The 24,519-nt window shown below is 61.2% G+C and carries 27 protein-coding genes; 15 read left to right on the forward strand and 12 right to left on the reverse strand.

The genetic code is table 11. From position 1 onward, the window contains the following. Nucleotides 1-22 precede the first annotated feature (22 nt). The 3 genes from K0H48_RS11790 (at nucleotide 23) to K0H48_RS11800 (ending at nucleotide 3,807) form a co-directional block, all read left to right on the forward strand. Nucleotides 23-805 (forward strand): helix-turn-helix domain-containing protein, encoded by a 783-nt coding sequence (locus K0H48_RS11790; RefSeq protein ID WP_219267585.1) that lies wholly within the window; start codon nucleotides 23-25, stop codon nucleotides 803-805. Between the two features lie 87 nt (nucleotides 806-892). Continuing rightward, nucleotides 893-2,446 (forward strand): DUF726 domain-containing protein, encoded by a 1,554-nt coding sequence (locus K0H48_RS11795; RefSeq protein ID WP_219267586.1) that lies wholly within the window; start codon nucleotides 893-895, stop codon nucleotides 2,444-2,446. Nucleotides 2,447-2,487: 41 nt separating this feature from the next. Beyond that, on the forward strand, nucleotides 2,488-3,807 hold the full coding sequence (locus K0H48_RS11800; RefSeq protein ID WP_017139624.1) for an Nramp family divalent metal transporter: 1,320 nt from the start codon (nucleotides 2,488-2,490) through the stop codon (nucleotides 3,805-3,807). An 8-nt stretch (nucleotides 3,808-3,815) separates the two neighbouring features. Here K0H48_RS11800 and K0H48_RS11805 read toward each other — a convergent pair whose 3' ends face one another. Together K0H48_RS11805 and K0H48_RS11810 are read right to left on the reverse strand one after the other, a co-directional pair. Continuing rightward, on the reverse strand, nucleotides 3,816-4,073 hold the full coding sequence (locus K0H48_RS11805; protein ID WP_219267587.1) for a type II toxin-antitoxin system Phd/YefM family antitoxin: 258 nt from the start codon (nucleotides 4,071-4,073) through the stop codon (nucleotides 3,816-3,818). A 140-nt stretch (nucleotides 4,074-4,213) separates the two neighbouring features. Continuing rightward, nucleotides 4,214-5,146, reverse strand: coding sequence for a LysR family transcriptional regulator (locus K0H48_RS11810; RefSeq protein ID WP_219267588.1), 933 nt, complete (start codon nucleotides 5,144-5,146; stop codon nucleotides 4,214-4,216). A gap of 117 nt (nucleotides 5,147-5,263) precedes the next feature. On the opposite strand from K0H48_RS11810, the gene K0H48_RS11815 reads away from it, so the two are divergent. The 7 genes from K0H48_RS11815 to K0H48_RS11845 all read left to right on the forward strand — a co-directional run bounded on the left by K0H48_RS11815 (nucleotide 5,264) and on the right by K0H48_RS11845 (nucleotide 9,347). Continuing rightward, entirely contained in the window at nucleotides 5,264-5,752 is a 489-nt protein-coding gene (locus K0H48_RS11815; RefSeq protein WP_219267589.1) for a DMT family transporter, read from the forward strand. A 4-nt stretch (nucleotides 5,753-5,756) separates the two neighbouring features. Continuing rightward, complete coding sequence (locus tag K0H48_RS11820) at nucleotides 5,757-6,212, forward strand: DMT family transporter (RefSeq protein ID WP_219267590.1); 456 nt, start codon at nucleotides 5,757-5,759, stop codon at nucleotides 6,210-6,212. Nucleotides 6,213-6,301: 89 nt separating this feature from the next. Beyond that, on the forward strand, nucleotides 6,302-6,472 hold the full coding sequence (locus tag K0H48_RS11825) for a metallothionein (RefSeq protein WP_138815108.1): 171 nt from the start codon (nucleotides 6,302-6,304) through the stop codon (nucleotides 6,470-6,472). Nucleotides 6,473-6,539: 67 nt separating this feature from the next. After that, nucleotides 6,540-7,304: a helix-turn-helix transcriptional regulator gene (locus K0H48_RS11830; RefSeq protein ID WP_219267957.1), complete on the forward strand. Its 765-nt coding sequence runs from the start codon at nucleotides 6,540-6,542 to the stop codon at nucleotides 7,302-7,304. Between the two features lie 103 nt (nucleotides 7,305-7,407). Next, a complete protein-coding gene (locus tag K0H48_RS11835) occupies nucleotides 7,408-7,581 on the forward strand; it encodes a DUF1427 family protein (protein WP_138815109.1) in 174 nt (57 codons plus the stop codon). 30 nt (nucleotides 7,582-7,611) lie between these two features. Continuing rightward, nucleotides 7,612-8,571 carry a zinc-binding alcohol dehydrogenase family protein gene (locus K0H48_RS11840; protein ID WP_219267591.1) on the forward strand — a complete coding sequence of 320 codons (960 nt, stop codon included), beginning with the start codon at nucleotides 7,612-7,614 and terminating at the stop codon, nucleotides 8,569-8,571. Between the two features lie 440 nt (nucleotides 8,572-9,011). After that, the gene (locus K0H48_RS11845; protein WP_219267592.1) at nucleotides 9,012-9,347 is read left to right on the forward strand and encodes a DUF6124 family protein; all 336 of its coding nucleotides are present in this window, start codon (nucleotides 9,012-9,014) and stop codon (nucleotides 9,345-9,347) included. Nucleotides 9,348-9,686: 339 nt separating this feature from the next. On the opposite strand, the gene K0H48_RS11850 is transcribed toward K0H48_RS11845, so the two are convergent. The 3 genes from K0H48_RS11850 to K0H48_RS11860 form a co-directional block, all read right to left on the reverse strand. After that, nucleotides 9,687-10,715 (reverse strand): purine nucleoside permease, encoded by a 1,029-nt coding sequence (locus K0H48_RS11850; protein WP_219267593.1) that lies wholly within the window; start codon nucleotides 10,713-10,715, stop codon nucleotides 9,687-9,689. A 14-nt stretch (nucleotides 10,716-10,729) separates the two neighbouring features. After that, nucleotides 10,730-11,692, reverse strand: coding sequence for a nucleoside-specific channel-forming protein Tsx (locus K0H48_RS11855; protein WP_219267594.1), 963 nt, complete (start codon nucleotides 11,690-11,692; stop codon nucleotides 10,730-10,732). A gap of 155 nt (nucleotides 11,693-11,847) precedes the next feature. After that, on the reverse strand, nucleotides 11,848-12,786 hold the full coding sequence (locus tag K0H48_RS11860) for an AraC family transcriptional regulator (RefSeq protein ID WP_219267595.1): 939 nt from the start codon (nucleotides 12,784-12,786) through the stop codon (nucleotides 11,848-11,850). Between the two features lie 208 nt (nucleotides 12,787-12,994). Here K0H48_RS11860 and K0H48_RS11865 point away from each other — a divergent pair, with 208 nt between their 5' ends. The 4 genes from K0H48_RS11865 (at nucleotide 12,995) to K0H48_RS11880 (ending at nucleotide 16,534) form a co-directional block, all read left to right on the forward strand. Further along, nucleotides 12,995-14,305 (forward strand): sugar ABC transporter substrate-binding protein, encoded by a 1,311-nt coding sequence (locus K0H48_RS11865; RefSeq protein WP_219267596.1) that lies wholly within the window; start codon nucleotides 12,995-12,997, stop codon nucleotides 14,303-14,305. A 13-nt stretch (nucleotides 14,306-14,318) separates the two neighbouring features. Further along, nucleotides 14,319-15,092 (forward strand): L-iditol 2-dehydrogenase, encoded by a 774-nt coding sequence (locus K0H48_RS11870; RefSeq protein ID WP_219267597.1) that lies wholly within the window; start codon nucleotides 14,319-14,321, stop codon nucleotides 15,090-15,092. Nucleotides 15,093-15,302: 210 nt separating this feature from the next. Then, complete coding sequence (locus tag K0H48_RS11875) at nucleotides 15,303-15,950, forward strand: nicotinamidase (protein WP_219267598.1); 648 nt, start codon at nucleotides 15,303-15,305, stop codon at nucleotides 15,948-15,950. Nucleotides 15,951-16,123: 173 nt separating this feature from the next. After that, nucleotides 16,124-16,534, forward strand: coding sequence for a hypothetical protein (locus tag K0H48_RS11880; protein ID WP_219267599.1), 411 nt, complete (start codon nucleotides 16,124-16,126; stop codon nucleotides 16,532-16,534). Between the two features lie 39 nt (nucleotides 16,535-16,573). Here the strand turns inward: K0H48_RS11880 and K0H48_RS11885 are convergent, their stop codons facing one another. From K0H48_RS11885 to K0H48_RS11915, 7 genes are read right to left on the reverse strand one after another with little or no spacing between them, the layout of a single operon-like run. After that, nucleotides 16,574-17,605 (reverse strand): ABC transporter substrate-binding protein, encoded by a 1,032-nt coding sequence (locus K0H48_RS11885; RefSeq protein WP_138815119.1) that lies wholly within the window; start codon nucleotides 17,603-17,605, stop codon nucleotides 16,574-16,576. 14 nt (nucleotides 17,606-17,619) lie between these two features. Then, a complete protein-coding gene (locus K0H48_RS11890; protein ID WP_219267600.1) occupies nucleotides 17,620-18,717 on the reverse strand; it encodes an FAD-binding oxidoreductase in 1,098 nt (365 codons plus the stop codon). Next, nucleotides 18,714-20,057, reverse strand: coding sequence for an NAD(P)/FAD-dependent oxidoreductase (locus tag K0H48_RS11895; RefSeq protein ID WP_219267601.1), 1,344 nt, complete (start codon nucleotides 20,055-20,057; stop codon nucleotides 18,714-18,716). The genes K0H48_RS11890 and K0H48_RS11895 overlap by 4 nt, the downstream gene beginning before the upstream one ends. Further along, nucleotides 20,054-20,344: a (2Fe-2S)-binding protein gene (locus K0H48_RS11900; RefSeq protein ID WP_219267602.1), complete on the reverse strand. Its 291-nt coding sequence runs from the start codon at nucleotides 20,342-20,344 to the stop codon at nucleotides 20,054-20,056. Before K0H48_RS11900 ends, K0H48_RS11895 begins: the two co-directional genes overlap by 4 nt. After that, nucleotides 20,344-21,138 carry an ABC transporter permease gene (locus K0H48_RS11905; RefSeq protein ID WP_065932095.1) on the reverse strand — a complete coding sequence of 265 codons (795 nt, stop codon included), beginning with the start codon at nucleotides 21,136-21,138 and terminating at the stop codon, nucleotides 20,344-20,346. Before K0H48_RS11905 ends, K0H48_RS11900 begins: the two co-directional genes overlap by 1 nt. A gap of 4 nt (nucleotides 21,139-21,142) precedes the next feature. Then, the gene (locus K0H48_RS11910; RefSeq protein WP_069787205.1) at nucleotides 21,143-21,988 is read right to left on the reverse strand and encodes an ABC transporter permease; all 846 of its coding nucleotides are present in this window, start codon (nucleotides 21,986-21,988) and stop codon (nucleotides 21,143-21,145) included. Next, entirely contained in the window at nucleotides 21,985-23,013 is a 1,029-nt protein-coding gene (locus tag K0H48_RS11915) for an ABC transporter ATP-binding protein (RefSeq protein WP_219267603.1), read from the reverse strand. The genes K0H48_RS11910 and K0H48_RS11915 overlap by 4 nt, the downstream gene beginning before the upstream one ends. A gap of 242 nt (nucleotides 23,014-23,255) precedes the next feature. Here K0H48_RS11915 and K0H48_RS11920 point away from each other — a divergent pair, with 242 nt between their 5' ends. Next, entirely contained in the window at nucleotides 23,256-24,086 is an 831-nt protein-coding gene (locus K0H48_RS11920) for an IclR family transcriptional regulator (protein ID WP_219267604.1), read from the forward strand. Nucleotides 24,087-24,519: the final 433 nt, after the last annotated feature.

Below are 24,519 nucleotides of genomic sequence, written 5' to 3' on the forward strand. Positions count from 1 at the left end.
CATACTTTGACAAGATCGGGCCATGATTCCGACCTTTGACGACAACGACCCCGAAGCGCTTGTGACCCTGCGTGAATACCCGTCCGGCAGCGTGTTTGCCCGGCATACGCACCGGCGCGGCCAGTTTGCCTATGCCTCCACCGGCGCGTTAAGAATGTTCACCGACCTGGGCAATTGGGTGGTGCCGCCGCAGCGGGCCATCTGGGTACCCGGTGGCATTGCCCATGAAATGCACATGCGCGGCGATGTGGTGATGCTCAATACTTACCTTGATGCACAAGCGGCCGAGCGCGCAGGGTTGCAGGGCCACTGCCAGGTGTTCGAGGTGTCGCCGCTGCTCAGGCATCTTTTGGAAGCGGCATTGACGTGCGGGGCATCGGCAACGTCCGAGGTGCGGCGGCACTGCGTATTGACGCTGTTGATCGACGAAATCGGCACGCTGCCGGCCTTGCCCCTCAGTGCGCCGTTGCCCGCTGAACCGCGCCTGGCACGGGCTTGCCAGCGCTTTCTGGACGCGCCAGCGCAAACCGTGTCCCTCGATCAAATGGCGGGTTGGTCGAGCATGAGTCGGCGGACCTTTACCCGGCATTTCCAGGAGAGCACCGGCATGACCTTCGTGGCCTGGCGCCAGCAAGTCTGCCTGCTGGAGGCCACGGCGCAACTCAGCCACAGCGCTTCGATCACCGAGGTCGCGTTTGCATTGGGCTTCAGCAGCCCCAGCGCCTTCACCGCGGTGTTTCGCCGGCACCTGGGCGATTCCCCGGCGCGCTACCTGGCCAAGTCCAAGGCCGTGTCGTTGTTCTGAAAAACTCACACGCTGGTCAGGATTCACCTTGCAGGCGGCTCTGCTTTGGTACTATCGCCGCCCACCGTCACCAGGAGTTACCGGCCCATGCAACACCAGTGGGATGAAATGCACCGCACCCGCAAGCCCACGTTCCTGTTGTGTGGGGAGCCTCAGGGGGATGTGCTCAATCTCTATGTTCACGGTTACTCGGCCTTCTTCAACCGCCAGCAACTGGGCAATTTCACCCAACAACTGGCAAGCATCGAGGGCTCGACCAACCTGATGTTGTTCTGGCCGGCGGGGCACTTTCTGGAAAACCTGTTTGCACCGGTCAAGGATGTGATCACCGCGATGCTCGGCGGTGGCGGCCTGGGCGCGGCAACTGTGGGCGTGGGCCGTGCGATTGCCTACTTTCTCGACCACTACAAAAGTGTCGAGGCGCGTGTCGATGAAGTGGCCAAGACGTTGTTGCCTGAACTTGCCCATTACCTGCACGGCGAAGCGCTGCCCGTGCGGCGCATCAACCTGATCGGGCATTCCCTTGGGGCGCGTATCCTGGTCAAGAGTCTGCTGGCCAGCCCCGAGGTCGCCCGCCAATTGCCGCTCAACAATGTGTTGCTGATGGGCGGCGCCATCAGTACGTCCAGCCCCTGGGATGAAGTGACGGCCCCGCTCAAGGGCCGCGTGATCAACTGCTACTCCAGCAAGGACTGGGCGCTGGCGATAAAGCCGGACACCGAGCGCTGCATAGGCCGGTATGCGATCGACGTCACGCCCGCGCTCAAGGCCAAGGTCACCAATGTGCACCTGGCCACCTTCGACCACGCAGCGTACTGGCCGCAGTTGAAAACCGTGGTGCAGTACACCGACCTGTTGCAGGAACGGCGTGGCCTGATCCGCGCCGACCTGCGCAGCAGCGAAGCGCGTTTTGCCGAGGAGGACGTGGAGCTGTTTCCGGCCTTGGTGCAGGCGCGCCCGGAGGAGCTTAAGTTTCTGGCTGAGTTGATGGCGCAAAAACGCAGTGCCTCGATCGACGCCGACGTGCGTGAACCGCTGAAACTGGCCATCGAATTGCAACGCATGGGCGGTGACAGCTTTATGAACCTCGCCCGTGGTCATGGCGTGAGTTATCGCCAGATCGCCGAAGATGTCGCGCAGCGGCTGGGCATCAAGTTCAATGAACCGCTTGAAACCATAGTGCTGGCGGATATCGAAGTACAGGTCGCGGAAAAACTGATTGAGCAGTACAAGGACAAACTCAGCAGCGCCGACCGCCAGGCCTTCGACGCCGAACTCAACGCCGCCGCGCAAAAAGAACAGGGCCTGTTCCAACGCATCGACCTTGGCCGTTCGGCCACCACCGCCCTGAGCGGCACGGCGTTGGCGGGGTTCACCGGGTTTATGCTTCGGCGCGGCGCGGCCACGGCAATTCCGGTGGTGGGCCAGGCGCTGGCGGCGGCGATGCTGTTGGTGACGGGCGTGCGCGCGTTCTCCGGCCCGGCGTATTCGATTACCACCTTGGCGGTCCTGGTGATTGGCATGATTCGCCAACGCATGGAACGCGAAGCGCTGAACCAGGAGATGGACCTGGTGGTGCAAGTCGTCGAAGCGTTCGACTTGCCCCGGGAAACGGTGATGCGCACGGTCGCGTCGGACTGATAAGCTGCGGCTCTGACTTGTGTGTTTGCCTGGGATACCGCGTGAAATTCAGCCTGCCGAAAATCGCCACTGCCCCATTCTGCCCGCCGGAAGTGGCCGGCTCCGTTATCGTTGACCCCAAGGCTTCGTTTTTCAAACGGGCGCTGATGTTTGCCGGCCCCGGCTTGTTGATCTCCATCGGCTACATGGACCCCGGCAACTGGGCTACCGCCATCGAAGCCGGTTCCCGTTACGGCTACAGCCTGTTATTCGTGGTGTTGCTGGCCAGCCTGGCCGGCATGGCAGTGCAGTGCTTATGCTCACGCCTGGGCATCGCCACCGGCAAGGACCTCGCGCAACTGTGCCGCGAGCGCTACAGCAAACGCTCCGCGCGCACGCAATGGGTGCTGGCGGAAATATCGATCATCGCCACCGACCTGGCTGAAGTGCTCGGCTGCGCCCTGGCGTTTCACCTGTTGCTCGGGGTATCGCTGACCACCGGTATTGTCATCACCGCCTTCGACACGCTATTGATCCTGGCCCTGCAAAACCGCGGCTTCCGACGTCTTGAGGCGATCATGCTGGCGCTCGTCGCAACCATCGGCGTGTGCTTCTTTATCGAGCTGGTGTTGATCAAACCCTACTGGCCGGACGTGCTCAGCGGTTTTACCCCGTCACTGGCGGCCATCAGCGATGCAGCCCCGTTGTACCTGGCTATCGGCATTCTCGGCGCCACGGTGATGCCGCATAACCTCTACTTGCACACCTCGATTGTGCAGACCCGCCTGATCGGTAAAGACCTCGCCAGCAAACAGGACGCGGTCAAGCTGGCGCGTATCGACACCATCGGCTCCCTGGCCCTGGCGTTGCTGGTCAATGCCGCGATTCTGGTGCTGGCCGCCGCCGCGTTCTACAAGACCGGCCACACCGAGGTGGTCGAGATTCAGGATGCCTATCACCTGCTCGACCCCTTGGTGGGCGGCGCCTTTGCCAGCATCCTGTTCGGCATTGCCTTGCTGGCCTCCGGACAGAGCTCGACCTTTACCGGCACCATCGCCGGGCAAGTGATCATGGAGGGTTACCTCAACCTGCGCATCCCGTGCTGGCAGCGGCGCCTTATCACGCGCGGGCTGGCGCTGATCCCGGCGTTCCTGGGCGTCTGGCTGATGGGCGACGATGCCATTGGCAAACTGCTGATTCTGAGCCAGGTGGTGCTTAGCCTGCAGCTGCCATTCGCCTTGTACCCGCTGATCCGCATGACTGACGACAAGCAACTGATGGGGCCATTCGTTAACCGCTTGCCCACGCGGCTACTGGCGTGGTTTCTGTTTGCGCTGATCAGTGGTGCGAATGCGTGGTTGATTGGGCAGTGGTTGTTTTGATCGGAGTTTTAGATCAAAGCCTTCTGAAACGTATCGAGCACCTCGTCAGGCAATGGCGCATCAAAGTCGTCCGGGACAGTCAGTTTTCCCTTCATTACGCCAATTCTTTGCCCCCGGTGTTGCCCAGCTGTCTCGGGTTGGGCAAGCGCACATCCGTTCTTGGTGATAATGATTATTTGGCCGGTACTGGCCTGATGAGCCAGCTTGGAGACGTGAGCTTTCGTTGGGTCTATTGGATCCGTTATGACGTGTCGCTGCGCATTCATGGCGTCTCTCCTGTGGGGAAGTAGCCTGAGTCTGGCCTGGCATACGGTGGCTGGAAATAGTGGCCCGAAAAATCAGAACGAGCCTACTTTTCCTGCTAGGAATTTTTACCTTCCAATGCTTTTCCAGTGAGAGAGGTACCTCACCGATCCCAATACGGCACCGTCCCAAAACACTCCACAAAATAATCAATCACCGTACGCACCTTCAGCGACAGCCGCCGGCTGCCCGGCCATAGCGCGGCAATCTGCTGCGGCTCCAGCGTGGTCGCCACGTCGTACTCCGTGAGCACCGCCTGCAAGGTGCCGGCACGCAAGCCTTCGCCGATCAGCCAGGATGGGAACACCACCAGCCCCAGGCCTTGCTCGGCCGCGTGGGTGAGGGTGTCGGCGTGGTTGCCGGTGATGGGGCCTTTGACGCTGTAAGGCGTCCAGTCGCCCTGGCCGCGACGGAAGAACCAGCGTTGCTGGCCGGTGATGCCTTTGTAGGCCAGGCACTGGTGGTTGGCCAGTTCTTCGGGGTGGCGCGGTGTGCCATGCCGGGCCAGGTAGGCGGGGCTGGCGGCAAGTCGAAAACGCTGGGGGGCGAAGATGCGCGCTTGCATGCTGGAGTCGTTAAGCACGCCGATGCGAAACAGCAGGTCGGTGCCGTCTTGCAGCGGGTCGACGTAGGTGTCGGTTTGCTGGATATCCAGTTGCAGCTTGGGGTAACGGCGGCACAACTCGCCCAGCCACGGTGACAGGTGGCGTTGGCCAAACACCATCGGCGCGTTGATGCGCACCAGCCCGCTGGGCTCGCTTTCCTGCTCCTGCAGGGCTTGGCCGGCGGCCTCCAACTGTTCCAGCATCAAGCGTGCATGGCGCCCCAGCAGCCGCCCGGCTTCGGTAGGGCTGACCGCACGCGTGTGGCGGTAGAGCAATTGCTGGCCGAGCGCCTGTTCCATCAATTGGATTTGCCGTGAAATAGAGGAGGGCGCCAGCCCTTCACGACGCGCCACTTCCGAAAAGCTGCCGTGGTCCAGCACGGCAACAAACAGGCGCAATGCCTTGAAACTCAATTCATTCAAACCCTGCATCGTGGCTCCAGGCTGTGCGTAATGCGCAAAGGTGTTATCCGCATGCTCCCATTTATCGCACAGCACGGCCACCGGATAATGCGCGCCATGTTTCCTTTCTTGAAGCGCAGGTGATGTATGCAGGCAAGTTCCATCGAGGGCGTGGCGCAGGCCAGGCCGAAAAAAAACCTTTTGCGCTTGCTCTTGCTGCCGCTGGTGATTCTGGCGGGCATGGGCCTGTCGGTTGAGGCCGGCTTGCTCGGGCCATTGGGTGCGCAAGTCGGGCATTTGTGGGCGACCTTGAGCATCTTTGGCGTAGGCACGGCAATCCTGTTTTTACTGCTGCTGTTCAGCGGCCGGCAAAAAGGCCCGGCACTCACCGACCTGCCGCGCTGGCAGTTGATCGGCGGCTTTTTGGGGCCGATGTACGTGGTGGTGCTGACTTTGGCCACGCCGCATATCGGTATCGCCATGACCATGATCGCGATTCTGTCGGGCCAGGTCGGCAAGAGCGTGCTGATCGACCATTTCGGCTGGTTCGGCACCGCGCGCAAGCGGGTCAATGGTGAACGCTGGATTGCCCTGGCGTTGATTGTGGCGGCACTTGTTCTGATTGCACGAGGTTAAAGCGATGAATCTGATTTTGTTATTGGTACTGGTGATTGCCGCCGGTGCGGTGCTGAGTGTGCAAGCCGCCATCAACGGCCGCCTGGGCCAGACGGTAGGCGTGTTGCGCAGCAGCTTGCTGACCTTTGCGGTGGGCGCAATCACCACGGCGCTGTTGATTTTCTTTTTCGAACCCGCACAGGCCTTGAGCTTGCTGGACGTGCCCAAATGGCAGTTGACCGGCGCCTTGTTCGGCGTGGTGTACATGATGGTCATGGTCGGCGCGGTGCCCGTGGTGGGTACGGCGGTGGCCACGGTGGCGGTTATCGTCGGGCAGTTGGGCATGGGCATGCTGATCGATAACTTCGGCTGGCTGGGCAACCCGGCCATCGAGCTGTCGGGCAGCCGCGTGGTGGCTATGCTGCTGCTGGCATTGGCGCTGGTGTTCATGTACCGCAGCAATAGCCGCCTGCCCGATTAACGGCGGTGAACCTTGAAACCTTGCCTATAGTCACTGCTTAAGGTGCAGCGCCCGTTGCACCTGGACGACCATGCAAAAGGAGTCTGAACATGGCTAACGAAAACTGTGCCTGCCCACATTGCAATTGCGTACTGGGCACTAATGCGGTGATGAAAGACGGCAAGGGCTATTGCTGCCAAGGCTGTGCCGAGCACCATGCGCATGGCGAGCCGTGTGCCTCGCCGACGGGCTGCGAGTGCGCCAAGTCCGCCAAAGGCTAAAAATCCTCTCGGCTTATCGGGTGGCGGTCATTACCATGGCCGCTCACCCTTGATTGATGTGCTCTTCATGGCCCTGGCCGCGCCTCCCGACCTCACTGATCATGCCATCCCCGTGCAACCGCTGGCGCGCACCTACCCGCGTGGGTTGTATGTGGAGCCCCACAGCCACGATTGGGGCCAGTTGCTCTACGCCATGAGCGGGGTGATGTGGGTTGAAACACCACGCGAAGCTTTAGTGGTACCACCGCAGCGCGCCGTGTGGCTGCCGCCGGGTGTGGAGCACGGAATTCGTGTGGTCTCGGACCTGCAGATGCGCAACATCTACCTGCGCCCGGCGTTGGCGGCGACGCTGGACAGTCAGGTGCAGGTGATTGAAGTCGGCGGCCTGCTGCGTGAGCTGATCGTCACCCTGGTCGATCAAGACGATAACGCTGATACCGCCTATTACGACGCCGTGGTCGGCTTGGCGCTGCTGGAACTGCACCGCGCGCGCCGCTCGCCGATCCGCATCGCCATGCCACTGGGGGCGGACCGCCGTTTGATCAATGCCTGCCAGGCGGTGATGGCGGCGCCCTCGCTGGAAATCCCCTTTGAGCAACATGCCGAGGCAGCGGGTGCCAGCGTGCGCACCCTGGCGCGGTTGTTCCAGAACCACCTCGGTATGGGCTTTGCCGAGTGGCGCCGTCAAGTGCAGCTGGCCACGGCGGTGGCGGAGCTGATCCAGGGCCAGTCGGTGAGCGGCATTGCCCGCTCTTTGGGCTATTCGCCGAGCAGCTTCAGCGACATGTTCCGCCGAGAGCTCGGTGTGGCGCCGTCGCAGTACGTCGGTTGAGGCTTTGGCCGAAATCCTGAAGCACTTGGCCGATGCTTCGGGAATGGGCTCACTACACTGGGCGCATCAACCCACCCGGCGTAAACCCTATGAACTATCCCCTATGAACTATCTCATTTCCCTCGCCATCGGCCTGTTGGTCGGCGTGATCTACGGCGCCCTGGACTTTCGCTCGCCCGCGCCGCCCGCCATTGCGCTGGTGGGGCTGATGGGCATGTTGATCGGCGAGAAGCTCTGGCCCATGGGGCGTGAGCTGGTCAGCGGTTGGTTGTCCTGATTTCTTTTTTCACTTCAATGGATGTTGGCCATGAACGCACTGCAATTTTCCGCCACCGGCGACCTCGCCGCCCTCAGTTTTGTTGAAGTCGCCAAACCGCTGCCGGCTGCCGGTGAAGTGTTGGTGCAGGTTAAAGCGGCGGGTTTGAACCCCAGCGACGTTAAAAACGTACTTGGGCGGTTTCCCTATACGACGTTGCCGCGTATTCCCGGCCGGGACTTTGCCGGTGTGGTGGTGCAAGGCCCGCAGGAACTGGTTGGCCAGGCAGTGTGGGGCACCGGCCGGGACCTGGGCTTTTTTGCCGACGGCTCACATGCCCAATACCTCACGGTGTCGGCGAAAGGCGTGGCGCATAAACCGACACACTTGAGCTTTGCCCAGGCCGCCAGCCTCGGCGTGCCGTACACCACTGCTTGGGATGCGCTAGAGCGCAGCGGTGTCGGCAAAGGCACGCGGCTGCTGGTAGTTGGCGCCAATGGTGCGGTAGGCAGCGCGGCGTTGGCCCTGGCGAAAATTCGCGGTGCGCAGGTGTTGGCGGCGGTGCGCAAGGCGGATCAGGTCGAGGCGTTGCAGGCGCAGGGTTTCGACGCAATTGCCTTGGGCCAGCCGGACGCATTGGGCGGGCAGGTGAATGCGGTGTTCAAGGGCGGCGCTGATGTGATCTTTGACACTACCGGTTTCTGGCTGCCGGCGGCTGTCGCCGGTTTGGCCCCCTTTGGCCGCATCGCAATTATCGCCGCGCCGGTCGATGGGCATGTGCAGCTGCCGGCGCTGGCGTTGTATCGCAAGGGCGGTTCGGTGGTGGGCATCAATTCATTACTCTACAACTGCGAGCAGTGCGCGGTGATGCTGGAGCAGTTTGGGCGGTTTTTTGATGAGGGTTCGCTGCCGTTGCCGACAGGCTTGCGTGAAGTGGCGTTGGCGGATGGGGTGCAGTGTTACGAGGAAGTGAACAACCGCAGTGCGGACAAGATTATCTTCCTGCCTTAATTCGGTTAAAAACTGTGGGAGCTGGCTTGCCTGCGATGGCGATCTGTCAGGTGTAGTTTTATTGCCTGACCCACCGCTATCGCAGGCAAGCCAGCTCCCACATTTTGATCTTCACCAGGCTTGAGGGTGTGTTCTCGATCAGACGTTTCCCACAAAGGTTTCAGGTTGTCGCTCGGAAGCGGGCTGACTAACCTCACTGCCGTCGCTGCCAATTCAGCGGCCGGATTTGACCGTCCGACTTGTTAACGAATCGCTACGCCCTGTACCAACCTCAGGCGTTTTTTTTATGCCTGAGGTATTGTGTCGCGGCAGTTGTGCGCGGGATACCTTTGGGTATGCCGGGTTCGTTGACAACCGGTCGGTCAACCCGCGTACAGCTGCCACCTTTTCCTCGCTTGACCGCGAGCGTTGGCAGCTTCACTTGTCGACGGAGTTTCACCATGATCAAAGACACCCCCAACCCCCCAGTCCATCAAGACTACGACACCAGCACCCTGCACAAAGTCGCCTACCGCGCGATCAACCACTACCTCAACCCCGGCAAACCCATTCCTGAACCCAGCGAAGGCATCTTCACCGTGCGCGCCGATCTGGGCACGGAAACCTTGCTGGTCAATGCTTCCCAGGATCTGGCGTCCATCAGCGACATTGCCAACCACCTGGCATTTGAAATCGAGGGTTCGCAACGCAATGTCGCGCTGGGTATCTGTCGGATGCTGGAAGGTGTGCAACTGCTGGTCGACAAGGCGCTGAATGTAGCCCACCCCGTGGCCTAAGATCGTTCCCACGCTCTGCGTGGGAATGCATCCTTTGACGCTCCGCGTCACCTTGCGCCATCTACGGCGGGACGCAGAGCGTCCGGGGCGGCATTCCCACGCGGAGCGTGGGAACGATCTAACGCAATGTCGCGCTGGGTATCTGCCGAATGCTGGAAGGTGTGCAGTTGCTGGTCGACAAGGCGCTGAATGTAGCCCACCCCGTGGCCTAAGATCGTTCCCACGCTCTGCGTGGGAATGCATCCTTTGACGCTCCGCGTCACCTTGCACCATCTACGACGGGACGCGGAGCGTCCGGGGCGGCATTCCCACGCGGAGCGTGGGAACGATCTATCTGCACTAGGCTTCAGGGACGCCTTTTTCCCATGCCGACCAGTTCTTCAGGATCGCCTGTACCAGCGGATTGCCCGTGCGGTACAGGTTCTCCAGCGCCGGCACAAATCCGCCCTGGTCCGCATACTTCAGCAGGTTGTCCACTTCGCTGTAACCCGGATACGGCCGGTCGAAATCGGAACCAGCCCGCACCACGGCCAAGCGCTGAATGTCCACCAACCCTTCACGACTGGCGCGCAGCAAGGCTTCATAGGTGGAGTTGTCTTCCTGCTGGGTGGTGCAGTACTCGCCTTTGTTGTCGGTAAGCAACTTGGTCCAGACCTCGGCGCGTTCGCTCAGGCGTGTGCCGGAGAACCAGGTATTGCCCGCCAATGTGTCGCAACGCGTGACTTGCGGCGGCTGGTTGGCCGGCGCGGCGGGGTAGTGTTTACGCCAGGCGCTGGATTCCTTGCTTTCGCTCAGCACAACCTTCTGCGACAGGGCAAATGCCTTGGCTTGCAGCTTGGGGTTAAGCTCAAACACTTCGGTCTTGTAGTCCAACGGTGGTTTTTCGTTGGGGCCTTTGGTGTTGATGCCGATGTAACCGGTTGGCCAGTCTTTAGGTGCATCGCGCGAATCCAGCTCCCACTGGGTGCCGAACTCCACAAGGTAATGCGCCCAGGCCGCTGTGCCGATGGTCCCGTGTTTAGGGCTGATGCCGGCGATCCCGGCAATCAGGAAATAGCTCTGGCGCAGGTCAAACTTGGGCGACAATGCCAGGGCCAGCGTGGACGCGGCGGCGTTGGTCTGGCCCATGCCGGTCACCAGCAGGCACACGTCCTGGGTGTTGCAGCGGATCACCGGGTATTCGGCTGACAGGCCTGGCACGCGGACTTCCTGCTTGAGTTCCAGGCGGTCGATCCAGGTTTGCGCCTCGGGGGCGAACATGGTGATCAGCATCACTTTGGGTTTGATCGGCGCCGCAGCATCCGCCAGCACCACGTGGGGCAAAAAGGCCAGGCCGATGGCCATCGAGAGACGGGTAAGCATGTTCATCTATAGCTCCTTGATCAGAATTGGTAACCAACACCGGCGTAGTAGCCCCAGCCATCCGAGCGGGCGCGGAAGTTGCCTTCGCCAAAATTCAGCTCGCTGCCATCCTCCCAGTTGCCGCCGTTGTGGAAGTAACGGCCGACCAGGGTGAAGCGCAAGTGGGTGAACGAGTACAGCAGCACGTTGGTTGCCACCAGTGAGTTGGCGGTGCGCGCCGGGTTGTCCTTGTGCAAGTCCGAGCCGAAATCGTAGTTGGTAAAGCCGATATAAGTCAGCGACGCGCCGTTATCGAAACTGCTGATGGGCACGATGTACTTCATTTGCGCACGGTAGCCGTCCCACGAGTATTCATTGCTCGCGCCGTAGTTTTCCCATTGGTAACGCCCATAGAAGTTGGCCGACAGGTTGACCCGCGAATGGGTCTCGATGTCGGTGCCCAGGCCGCTGTACAAGGTGTTGGCGCGGTTGGACTTGTTGCTGCCGTGGTCGTAGATCCAGTCAAAGGCTACATACCATTCCTTGAACGGGCCGATGGCCAAACTGCGGCCGGCCAGGTAGTCGATGGAGATACGCGGCTCATGCTCCATAAATACCGGCGAGCCATGGTCCCACGCGCCTTTGTCATTACTGTTACCGATGCCGAGGATTTTCGGCACGTCGATGTAGCCATACAGCTCGAACGGGCCTTTGCGGCCGAAGTACTCGTATTCCAGGTACACATCATCCTGCGGCTTGGGGCCGAAGCTGATGTCTTTGCTGCCGATCAGGGTCAGGTCCTGGTTGAACCACTCCGACATATACACGCCTTTTTTTGTCGGGCTGGCGTCGGGGCTTTTGGTTTCAGGGCTGAGGGTTTCGCCCTGTGCTGAGTCATTCACGGGTTTTTGCTGCGCCAAAATGGGCGCGCTGAGTACTCCCGTAACGGCGGCCAGTAGCAAGGAAACACCAAAACAAGCGGGACGCCTTGAGGTGAGGTGCATTGAAAATCCCTATTCTTACGCGGTTTGAACCCGTTTCTGCGGGTAGTGGTGAACCTGGTGGCCAAGTTCGTTCCGCAAACGTTTGCACGTGGCGTACCAACTTTGCTCAAAGGCTTGAGCAGTATGGAAAAAACAGGGATTAGTCGACCTTTTGGTCAAAATTGGCTGGGTGTCAATTTTTCGATGCGGTTGAATAAATGCATCGCGGTTTCGCGCCGATACTCGCTGGGCGTCTGATGCATCTCGATGCGAAAGTGGCGGTTGAAGTTGGACAGGTTGGCGTAGCCCACTTCAAAGCAGATGTCCGCCACTGACATGTCGCTTTGCAGCAACAGGCGGCAGGCGCGTTGCACGCGAAACTTGCGCATCAGGTCGATAAAACCGTGGCCGGTGTTGCGCTTGAAAAAGCGTGAGAAGCCCGGTTCGCTCATCTGCAGTTGCTGGGCGATGACCGAGAGGCGCAAGTCGCCGGTCAGCTCGCGCATCAGGTAATCGAAGGCTTTGTTGATGCGTTCGGCACTGCGTGCATCCAGGGTAGGCGCATAGCACGGGCTGGCCAGCGCCTTTACCTGCGCTGGCGGTGCATTTTTAAGCGAGTCGAGCAGTTGCAGGAACAGGACCAACCGTTGCAGGCCATGGGCGTTGCCGATGTTTTCCATCAATTCGGCGGCCTGCACAGCGGTCTCGCCAGTGAATTCCAGGCCGCGCCGGGCCTGTTCGAACAGCGGCTGCAAGTCGCCGAGTTCCGGCAGGGTTTTGCGCAGGGCGAGCAGGGCGGCGCCGTCGAATTGCAGCACCACGTCGCGGCCATTCAAATATTCGTCGGGGGCCAGGTCGCCGATCCAGTCGTGGGGCAGGTTCGGGCCGATCAAGGCCACGTGCCCGGCGCTGAACGCACCGATATAGTCGCCCGCCACCAACTTGCCGCTGCCTTGCCGGATCAGGTGAATCTCAAACTCGGGGTGATGGTTCCAGCGTGCCAGGTCATAGGGGTAGTCATGTTCGAACCAGCGAAAGCAGTGGTCCGGCTCGGGCAGGATCACTTCGAGTTCGGCGGGGCGTTGTTCGAACAATTGGGCGCGGCTGACGGGCATGGTGATGCCTCTTATGCGTTGGATAACGCCAAAATACGCGCACCGGCAATCAGTGCGCTACCCCCGGTTTCGCCCTGCACTGATACTTTTTTGACTTTCAAGCGCAAGTTAAAAAAGTACCAGCGGCGCATTCGCCATTCGTTTGTGGGGGCCAGGTCAAGCTGCTGTAATCGCGGCTCAACAACAAAAACAACAGGTGGATACCGCCATGCTCAAGCTCCCACACGCGCTGTTCCTGCTGACTGGCCTGGCGCTGGCCATGCCCAGCTACGCCGCCGACACCGTGACCATCGCCACGGTCAACAACAGTGACATGATCCGCATGCAGCGCCTGTCCAAGGTGTTCGAGCAGCAGCACCCGGACATCAAGCTCAATTGGGTGGTGCTCGAAGAAAACGTGCTGCGCCAACGCCTCACCACCGATATCGCCACCCAAGGCGGGCAGTTCGATGTGCTGACCATCGGCACCTACGAGACGCCATTGTGGGGCGCCAAACACTGGCTGGAACCGCTGACCGACTTGCCGGCCAACTATGACGCCGAGGATATTTTCCCTTCGGTGCGCCAGGGCTTGTCGGTCAACAACACCCTGTACGCGCTGCCGTTTTATGGTGAAAGTACTGTCACCTACTACCGCACCGACTTGTTCAAGCAAGCCGGCCTGAGCATGCCCGCACACCCGACCTGGACCCAGCTCGGTGAGTTCGCCGCCAAACTTACGGCAAAAGACAAAGACCAATACGGCATGTGCCTGCGTGGCAAAGCCGGTTGGGGCGAGAACATCGCCTTGTTGAGCACCATGGCCAACGCGTTTGGCGCGCGCTGGTTCGACCCACAGTGGAAGCCGCAACTGACCAGCCCCGAGTGGACAGCCGCTGCCAATTATTACGTCAACACCCTGAAAAACTACGGCCCGCCGGGCGTCTCCAGCAACGGCTTCAACGAAACCCTGGCGCTGTTCAACAGTGGCAAGTGCGCGATCTGGGTGGATGCCAGCGTCGCCGGCTCGTTCACCACCGACAAAACCCAGAGCAAAGTCGCCGACAGTGTAGGGTTTGCCGCCGCACCCACCGAAGTCACCGACAAAGGCTCATCCTGGCTGTACGCCTGGTCCCTGGCCATCCCGGCCACGTCCAAGCATAAAGACGCCGCCAAGGCCTTTATTGCCTGGGCAACTTCCAAGGACTACATCCAATTGGTCGCTGATAAAGAAGGCATCACCAACGTACCGCCGGGCACCCGCCAGTCCACCTACAGCGAGGCTTACCTGAAGGCCGCGCCGTTTGCCCAGGTGACGCTGGAGATGATGAAGCACGCCGACCCTGCGCACCCGTCGGCCCAGCCGGTGCCGTACGTGGGTATCCAGTACGTGACCATTCCGGAATTCCAGGCCATCGGCACCTCGGTGGGCAAGCTGTTCTCGGCCGCGCTCACCGGCGGCATGACGGTTGACCAGGCCTTGCTTGAAGCCCAGTCCACCACCGAGCGCGAAATGAAACGCGCCGGTTACCCTAAGTAAACAGGACTTCTTTATGAACCGACTCGAAGGTAAAAGCGCGCTGATCACCGGATCGGCGCGCGGTATCGGCCGCGCCTTTGCCCAGGCTTACATTGCCGAGGGCGCAACGGTTGCCATCGCCGATATCAACCTGCAACGCGCCCAGGCCACAGCGGCCGAGCTGGGCCCACAGGCTTACGCGGTAGCGATGGACGTCACCGACCAAGCCTCCATTGACGCTGCGATTGCTGCCGTGGTGGCCAAGGCTGGCAAACTCGATATCCTGATCAACAATGCCGCACTGTTCGATTTGGCGCCCATCGTCGATATCACTCGTGACAGCTTTGAGCGGCTGTTCTCGATCAACGTCGCCGGTACGCTGTTCACCTTGCAGGCGGCGGCCAAGCAAATGATCAGCCAGGGCCACGGCGGCAAGATCATCAACATGGCCAGCCAGGCCGGGCGGCGCGGCGAGCCGCTGGTGGCGGTGTATTGCGCAACCAAGGCGGCGGTGATCAGCCTTACGCAGTCGGCGGGTTTGAACCTGATCAAGCAGGGCATCAACGTCAATGCCATCGCACCCGGCGTGGTCGACGGCGAGCATTGGGATGGCGTGGATGCGCTGTTTGCCAAGCATGAAGGGCTGGCGCCTGGCGAGAAGAAGCAGCGGGTTGGCGCCGAGGTGCCGTTCGGGCGGATGGGCACGGCCGAGGATTTGACCGGCATGGCGATTTTTCTGGCCTCCAAAGACGCCGATTACGTCGTGGCCCAGACCTACAACGTCGACGGCGGTAACTGGATGAACTAGGTCCAGTGTGGGAGCTGGCTTGCCTGCGATGGCGGTCTATCAGTTGTAGTCTTGCTGCCTGACCCACCGCTTTCGCAGGCAAGCCAGCTCCCACCTTTGATTGTTGGACTTCTTGAACGGCAACGCTGTGATCAAAAAAGTAAACAAAGTGTTTGTGGAGGTAGCAGTCCCTCATGTCTACTTTTACCTGCACCTCACAGGAGTGCCGCCATGCCCCTTCCGAAAACCGCCTTAGCCTCATTCGACGTCGACCCTCAAAAGAGTTTCACGCCGTTGTGCCCCAATGAACTGCCGGTGGCTGGCGGTGACCAGATCGGTGCCGAACTCAACTATATGGCCAGTCTTGCCGCTTACCGTGTCGGCAGCAAAGACGCGCATACCCCGCACGCCCCGTGGGTGGTCACGCAGCCCGGCGACATGCTTAAACCCACCGGCCTCGAGCATGCCGACCTCACCTGGCTCAGTCATTGTGTGCCGGGCACTGAAGGCTTCACCTTGCTCGACGAATTACCCACCCCGTATGACTACGACTACTTCATCTGGAAGGGCGTCGAACCCGACCTGCATCCCTATGGCGCCTGTTACCACGACCTGCACGACAAGCTGTCCACCGGGGTTATCGAGTACCTCAAGGCCCAAGGCGTGCGCCGCGTGATAGTGGGCGGCCTGGCCCTGGACTTCTGCGTCAAGACCACGGCCATGCAATTGCTCAGGGCTGGCCTGGAAGTGGTTCTGCACCTGCCGGCGTGCCGAGGCATCAGCGAGGAGGGTGGTGCGGCGGCGGTAACGGACTTGCTGAATGCCGGTGCAGCGATCAGCCGTAGCCGCGAAGAACTCGCCGCGATGGCGGCGCGTTAAAGCGCATAGGTATCAGCCAAGATCCGCTTTCCTGTGGGAGCCGATGATTCGCGGCTAGACCGGTAACGTTGCGCGCAAAAAAACGAGACGCGTCCTACATCACTCATTGGGAGTTACTGATTACTCTCACGCTTTTGCACGAGAGGCCTTGACTGGCCGGGGAGCACTGTAGCGTGAGGGAGTCAACGGCAAACCGTTTTGCGCGGTTCCTGCCTGAATTTATGCTTATGGTCGGTGTGAGCCTGCTATCAGGCGCAGCCGCCACCTTCCTGGCGAGCACCACCTATTTGCGCCGCCTTGGCCCGGCGATGCAAACCGCAGGCTCCGTTGCTCTGTTGCTGGGCTTGATGATTTTTTCTGGCCTTGGCCATTGGATGCTGGCACGCGGGCGCGTTATTTCCACTGGATGGCAGACGGGCTATTTTGTCCTGTGCTTGATAGTGGTGACCCCGACCATTCAATACCGGCCCCACGCGCTGGCTTACTTGTTGGGGGTTGCGTTTCCACTGCTGGGAATACTTCTGCTAAACACTTACCGCTATCACGACATGCGACTGAAACTGGCAAACATTCACTGCCAGTAGCTCCCGCGCAGTCACGCGGGAGCATGCCACGCCTACCTGCTAGCGCTCGATCGAACGACTCCAGCGCGCATTCCACTCTGGCCGCGCCTGGTTCACCTGGTCCCAATCAATCGAAATTGCCGTCTGCAAGTAACCCTGCATCGCCTCCACCCGTGCGCGGGTTTTATCGGTGGTCGGCGTGGTCGGGTTCGAGGGTATCTGGTCACCTTCTTCCAGCGCGGGCGCCTGGGCCTCGGCGGTCAGCAGGTAGGCCGCAAGTTTCTGCGCCAGTTCCGGCTGGTCGTTACGCGCAATCACGCATTCGGCCACATTGAGCACCACCGCACCTTCTTTGGGCTGTGCGTATTCCATCGGGATGCCAAGCAATTTCTGCGTGGTGACTTGGGTTGGAGTGAGTGGGAAGATCGCGGCTTCGTCGGTCTGCACCATCTCGGAGATCTTCGCGGAGCTGGCGATGTATTCCAGCACGTTGGGGCCGATGGTTTTTGGCCAGGCCTTGAAGCCCGGCTCCACGTTGGTTTCGGAGCCGCCCTGGATGCGGTTGAACATCAAGAAACCGTGCAGGCCGAAGGTGGAGGAGGCCAGCGACTGGAACACCACTTTGTCTTTGAATCGCGGATCGGCCAGGTCCATCCATGAAGTGGGCGCGGCCCAGCCTTTTTCCTTGAACATTTTGGCGTTGTAGCCCAGGCCCGTGACGCCCAGGGTCACGGCCACCGCTTCATCCTTGATCTTCGCCTTGGCCGGGATCTGGTCCAGGGTCGGGTTGGGTGTGAGTTTGTCGCACAGGCCCATGGAAATGGCGCGGTACATGATGCCGTCGTCGAGGAACATCACGTGCATCTGCGGGTTGTCTTTGTTGGCCTGGACCTTGGCGAGGATGTCCGACGAGGTGCCGGGCACGATCACCACCTTGACGTTATTGGCCTTCTCGAACGCGGGCAGCACCTTGTCGGCGTACACCCGTTCCATGGTGCCGCCGTTCATGCCCAGGTACAGCGTCGGTGCGGCATGGGCGGTGGCGGTGAGCAAGACGAGGGGCAAGCAGGACAGCGCGATACGTGGGTTCATGGGTGTTTTTCCTCTCAGGCTTGGAAACGACGAATGGAAAACGCTTCGATGGGTTGGCGGCTGGCGCCTGTGCAGACGATCTCTGCCAGGGCTTCACCGACGGCGGGGCCGAGCTGGAACCCGGCGCCGGCAAAGCCGAAACCGTAGAGCAGGCCAGGTTGGGTGCTGCTGGGGCCGATCACCGGTTCATGATCGGGTAAGTAACCTTCGGTGCCGCTCCAGGTACGAATCGCCTGGGCTCCCTTGAGAAACGGGTACAGCTCGCCGGCATTGCGCAGAATCTCCAATACCGCCGCTTGCCCGGGGCGCGCCGTCAGCGGGCCCAGGGCAAAACCACGGCCGCCGCCGAGGATGCAGTTGCCACGGGCGACTTGGCGCGCATAAATCCCGCCGCCTTCAACGCCGGTGCTCACGTTCATCACCACCGGCAGCGGCTCGGTCACCAGCATTGCCGGGTGCGCCGCGGTAATCGGCACCGGCTCGCCGAATTGCGCGGCGAGCGTGCCGGCCCAGGCGCCGGCGCAGTTCAGCAACCACGGCGCTTGCAGGTGCAGGCCATTGGCGCAGCGCACCTTAAAGCACTGGCCGTCATGTTCGATCTGAGTCACTTCGGCCTGCTCGTGCACCGCCGCGCCAAAGCGCTGCGCCGCACGGGCGAAGGCAGGCGACACCAGACGCGGGTTGGCATGCCCGTCTTCCGGGCACAGTGAGGCGCCCACCGCGATATCGCCCACCCACGGGAAGCGCGCGCGCAGCTCGGTGTAATCCAGTAGCTGCAAGCCCAGGCCAAAACCACGGGTCTGTTCGGCATAGGCTTGCAGCGCGGCGAAATCCGCATGGCTGCGCGCCAGTTTCAAATGCCCGGAGCGCAGGTACTCGCCGTCGATGCCGATCAACCCCGGCAAGTCGGCCCACAGCTCATGGGCGCGTTGTGAGAGGGGCAGTTGATGCAAGGGGCGACCTTGGCGGCGCACACCGCCGTAATTCACGCCGCTGGAATGCGAGCCACAGAAGTCCCGCTCCACTAAGGCGACACGCTGGCCTTTGTGCGCGAGCATCAAGGCCGCCGAGGCGCCGACGATGCCGCCGCCCAACACGATCACGTCGATCATGGCTGCACCTGCACGCCGAACGGCAGCGGCTTGATCGGCGCCTGGCCGCGCAGGCGGCCAACCTCGTGAATGGCGCGACCGCTGCGCTCGGCCACAATCTCTGCTGCCGCCAGCCCGCACATGCGGCCCTGGCAGCGGCCCATGCCGACGCGGCAATGGGCTTTGACCCGGTTTATTTCCCAGTGGCCTTCATCGACGACGGCGCGTACATCGCCGACGCTGACTTCTTCGCAGCGGCACAGGATTAAGTCATCCGGCGCCTGTGCGGCCCATTGCTCAGGGAAAGGGAACGCGGTTTCCAGGCCATGGCGAAAGCGCAGGATACCCGCCAGTTGCTGCTCAAGCACCGCAGCGCGAAGCGGATCAATGGCGATGCCTGAATCTTCCAGTACCGCCAACGCTGCACGTTCACCGGCCATCTGCGCGGCATCGGCGCCCATGATCCCGGCACCATCGCCGGCCAGGTACACGCTGCTTACGCTGCTACGCCCGGCATTGTCGCGCTGTGGCAGCCAGGCGCGGTTCAGTGGGTTCCAGGCAAACTCACAACCGAGCAAATCCGCCAGTTGCGTCTCGCTGCGCAGCGCATGGGCGAACGCCACCGCATCGCATTCCAGCACCTGCTTGCCCCAGCGAATGCCACGCACCCGTTGTTCGCCGTCGACCTGTTGGAGCGTCGCGCCCTGATGCACAGGAACCCCATGGGCGGTGAGCCAGGCACGGTAATAAATGCCTTTGGCCAAGGTTACCGGTTGCCCCAGCAGCGCCGGCAAAGCACGGCACTGGGCACTGAACGGCGCGCTGTCGAGCACCGCCACCACCTTGGCCCCGGCCTTGGCGTATTGGTAGGCAACCAGATACAGCAACGGCCCGCTGCCACACAACGCTACGCGCTCACCAATGGCACAACCCTGATATTTCAACGCGATTTGCGCAGCGCCAAGGCTATAGACACCGGGCAAGGTCCAGCCTGGCACTGGCAGAATGCGGTCGGTGGCGCCGGTGGCGACGATAATTTGCGCATACTCCACGCTGTCGGCGTGGCCGTTACTCAACATATCCAGGCGACCGTCCTCGGCGTTCCACACCAGGGTTTCGGGCCGGTAGTCGATCAGCGGCGCCAGCTCATCCAGTGTGCGGTGTACCGCCGTCGCCTTGCCCGCCTCAAAGCCATACAGCTGCTTGGCCGAGCGCTGAAAATTGGCCGGTTGGCGGCGATAAATCTGCCCGCCACCGCGCAGGCTTTCATCGACCAGGCAAGGCTTGACGCCATGGTTGAGCAAGGTGCGCGCCGCGCTGATGCCTGCCGGGCCTGCGCCCACAATCACGATGGGTTTCATACCTGACGCCCCGGATCGCGGCTGATCGCCTGGCCCTCTTCCAGCAGCGTCGAGCAGGCACGCACACGGCGGCCATCCTCAAGCTGCACCCAGCAGTCCTGGCACGCGCCCATCAGGCAGAAACCGGCGCGGCGTTCGGCGCTGAAATCGCTGCCGCGCAGGTGCTCGGCGCCGGTCAATATGGCGGTGAGCAACGTGTCGCCCAGCAAACCGCTGGCTGGTTGCCCGTCAAGGGTGAAGGCCAGGGCAGGGCGGCGGGTTTCGGCCAGGCGTTTGAACAAGGCCATCAATGTTTCCCCACCAGTACGCGGTCCAGGCCATACACCCGGTCGAGCAGGATCATGGTGGCTGCGGTGAGTGCAATGACCAGCGCCGATACCGCCGCCATCATTGGGTCGATGGACTCGGTGGCGTACACGTACATGCGCACCGGCAGAGTTTGCGTGGCTGGCGAGCTGACAAAAATAGACAGGGTCACTTCATCGAAACTGTTGATGAACGCCAGCAACCAGCCGCCGGCCACACCCGGCAGAATCATCGGCAAGGTGATTTGACGGAACAGCGTGAAACGCCCGGCACCGAGGGATTCGGCGGCTTGCTCGGCACTGCGATCAATACCAATGGCCGCCGCCAACACCAGGCGCAGCACATACGGCGTGATGATCACCACGTGCGCGAGCATCAGCCAGGTGAAGCTGCCGTTGACGCCCATCAGCGCAAACAGACGCAGCATCGCCACGCCCAGCACCAGGTGCGGAATGATGATGGGCGAGAGGAACAACGCGCTGAAAAAGTTGCGCCCCGGGAACTGATAGCGGCTGATCGCCAAGGCGGCGGGCACTGCGATCAGGGTCGCCAGGGTGGCGGCGGTAAACGCCAGGATCAGGCTGTTGTAGAACGCCTGGATAAAGTCGGCACGCTCGAACACTGCGCGAAACCAGCGCAGGGAAAAGCCCGAGGTGGGCAGGCTCAGCGTGTTTTCCGGGGTGAAGGCCACCAGGCACACCACCACCAGCGGCGCCATCATGAACAGCACCACCAAACCATGGAAACCGAGGGCCAAAGGACCGTTTCTGGACATGCGCTTAAACCCCCAGGGACTTTTTGTAGCGGCCTTCGACCATGCGGTTCCAGCTCAGCATGATCAGCAAATTGACCAACAGAAGCACCACCGCAATGGTCGCGCCCATGGGCCAGTTGAGTTCCGAGAGGTACTGGTCGTAGACCACGGTGGCGACCATTTTCAGGCGCCGCCCACCCAGCAGGCCGGGGATCGCAAACGAACTGGCAGCCAGGCCGAACACGATCAAGGTGCCGGACAGCACGCCGGGCATCACTTGCGGCAATACGATCTTGCGCATCACCGTGGCCTGGCTGGCGCCCAGCGACAACGCCGCCTGTTCCGCCGACGGGTCGAGCTTTTGCAGCGAAGTCCACACCGGGATGATCATGAACGGCAGCATCACGTGCACCAGGGCGATCACCACGGCGAACGGCGTGTACAGCAGCTTCACCGGGCGCCCGCCGAGGAACTGGATGACTTGGTTGACCAGCCCATCAGCGCCGAGCAACAAGCTCCAGCCGAAGGCGCGCACCACCACCGAGATCAGCAGCGGCGTGAGGATCAAAATCAAAAAGATCGAGCGCCACGGCGTGCCCATACGGCTGAGGATGTAGGCTTCGGGTACGCCGATCACCACGCACAGCAGGGTCACCAAGGCGCTGATCCAGAAGGTGCGCCAGAAGATCTCGTAGAAGTACGCATCGCTGAACAGCGACAGGTAATGCGCGAAGGTCCACTCATCGGCCTTCACGCCCACCTGGTAGTCGAACACGTTGAACGACAGCACCAGGGTCATGAACAGCGGCAGGATCAGCAGGCCGCTGAACAGCAGCAGGGCCGGCAACGACAACAGATAACCACGGCTCATGCGCGCACCTCATCCGCCGCCAGTACGCGCAGCAATTCGGCGTGCCAGTCCAGGCCCACCGCCGCGCCGCAACCGAGCGGCGCGCTGCCGTCGTTGCTGCGTACCACGGTGATTTCGCCCAGAGGCGTCTGGATGCGGTAGAGCCATTGGCTGCCGAAAAAGTAGCTGTCGAGGACCTTGCCTTGCAGGCGGCCTGCGCCTGCCTCGACCAGCTGGATTTTTTCCGGGCGCAGGCTCAATACCAGTTCGCCGTCGCCGCCGATATGACGCACTTGCGCAGTGCCGAATTCGTCATAGTCACCCGCCAGCAGATTGGCCTTGCCGACAAAGTCCGAGATAAACCGCGTACGTGGGTGTTCGTAAAGTTTGTATGGCGCGTCGATCTGGGTCACGCGCCCGGCCTGCATCACCACCACGCGGTCGCTGATTGACAGCGCTTCGGCCTGATCGTGGGTGACCATCAAGGTGGTGATGCCCACGGCGCACTGGATGCGGCGGATTTCAAACTGCATTTCTTCGCGCAGGTTGGCATCGAGGTTGGACAGTGGCTCATCCAGCAGCAGCACGGGCGGCTCGATCACCAGCGCACGCGCCAGGGCCACACGTTGACGCTGGCCGCCGGACAACTCGCGCGGGTAGCGTTCGGCGTGAGGGGCGAGGCGCACCAGTTCCAACACGGTTTTGACTTTGCTGGTGATTTCGGCGGCCGGCACTTTGCGCATCTTCAGGCCGAAGGCGACGTTGTCGCGCACGCTCATGTGCGGGAACAGCGCGTAGCTCTGGAACACCACGCCCAAGCCACGGCTGGCGGGTTTGGCGTGGGTGATGTCGCGGCCGTCGAGCAGGATCTGCCCGCCGCTCACGTCGACAAAGCCGGCGATCATTTGCAAGGTGGTGGTCTTGCCGCAGCCCGAAGGGCCGAGCAGGGAAACGAACTCGCCTTTTTCCACTGCAAGGTCGGTGGCGACCACAGCATCGACGGCGCCGTAGCGTTTGCTCAAGGCGTTGAGTTGGAGAAAAGCCATGTCTGCGTTCCACCTTTTTTGAGTCGCGTCGAAACGCGTTTTTTTGTTTTGGGCAGATGCGAAAAGAGCGTTGCGGGTGCGTTGGCGCTCGATCTCAAGTCGGCTGCCAGTTGTTGTTCATTTCGCCCCTGTGGACGCAGATTAGGACGAAGACTAGGATGGGCGGAAGATAGAATTTCACTGAACGGACTATTATTTTTAGATTTATTCATTCACCAGAATTAATGCCGAGATAATGTGTTATGGATTCCACTGAGCGGAATGAAAACCGTAAGGAAGTCGGCGCGGGCAGCGTGTCTCGTCTGTTTGCGTTATTGCGCACCTTGGGCGAAGTGCCCGAAGGCGGCGAGCGCGTTACCCAGCTCGCGCAGCAAGTCGGTCTGTCGCAACCCACTACGCACCGCCTGCTGCGCAGCCTGATGGACGAGGGCATGGTCGAGCAGGATGCGCGCAGCAAGCGCTACCGCCTGAGCCTGGAGTTCTTCGCCCTGGCGGCCAACGCCGGCAAGACTGGCAACTTGCGCGACCTGGTGCGCCCGAGCATGTTGCGCCTGAGTGCTTCATTGGGCGATTCACTGTTTTTGCTGGCGCGCAGCGGCTTTGATGCAATTTGCCTGGATCGCAGCGAAGGGCCGTATCCGATTCGCACCTTCACGGGCGATATCGGCGGGCGTGTGGCGCTCGGCGTGGGGCAGGGCAGCCTGGCGATTCTGGCGTTCTTGCCGGAGGAGGAGCGTGAGACGGTGATTCGCTACAACCTGCCACGCCTCAAGGATTTTCACCTGTATGACGAGGTATTGTTGCGCTCTGAGGTCGAGAATGTACGGCGCCTGGGTTATGCGGCGCGTAATACCGGCGTGCTCGAAGGCATGGCCGGGTTGGCGGTGCCGATTCTGAATCGGGATGGGCATGCGGTGGCGGCGCTGAGTGTGGCGACCATCAGCGACCGCTTGGGGCCGAGTCGTTTGCCTATGGTGGTGGAGTTGCTTAAGCGCGAAGCGGCGGCGATCGGGCCACGGATCAACCCGTTTGATCCGACGTTGCGGCGGCCGTCGCAGACCTTTGGTGGCTAGCTCATCTCAACCCGATGAGGATCAGCTTTTCTGTGGGAGCTGGGTTGTCGAATCGTCGCACCGCTGCGATGGCATCAACTCGGTGTGCCTGATGTACCGAGGGGTCTGCATCGCAGGCAAGCCAGCTCCCACAGAAAAGCAGCTCTTCAGTGCATGTAAATCCGCTAAGGATGTAAAGGCCAGAGCAACAACCGACATCATTTTCAAAGCTGCATGCAGTCAACTGTGGGAGCGGGCTTGCTCGCGAATGCGGTGTATCAGTGACAGATAAATTGACTGACCAACCGCTTTCGCGAGCAAGCCCGCTCCCACATTTAGACCCAGTTGCATCAGGTACATAGGCTTTTGCCTTGCACTTGACCTGGCTCTTGCTTCAACCACTCAGGTCGGCTTTCAGGCCGCCGTGCTGTAGATCTTGATCTTGATCTGCTTT

The organism is Pseudomonas sp. Xaverov 259, from assembly GCF_019352915.1.
GTDB lineage: Bacteria > Pseudomonadota > Gammaproteobacteria > Pseudomonadales > Pseudomonadaceae > Aquipseudomonas.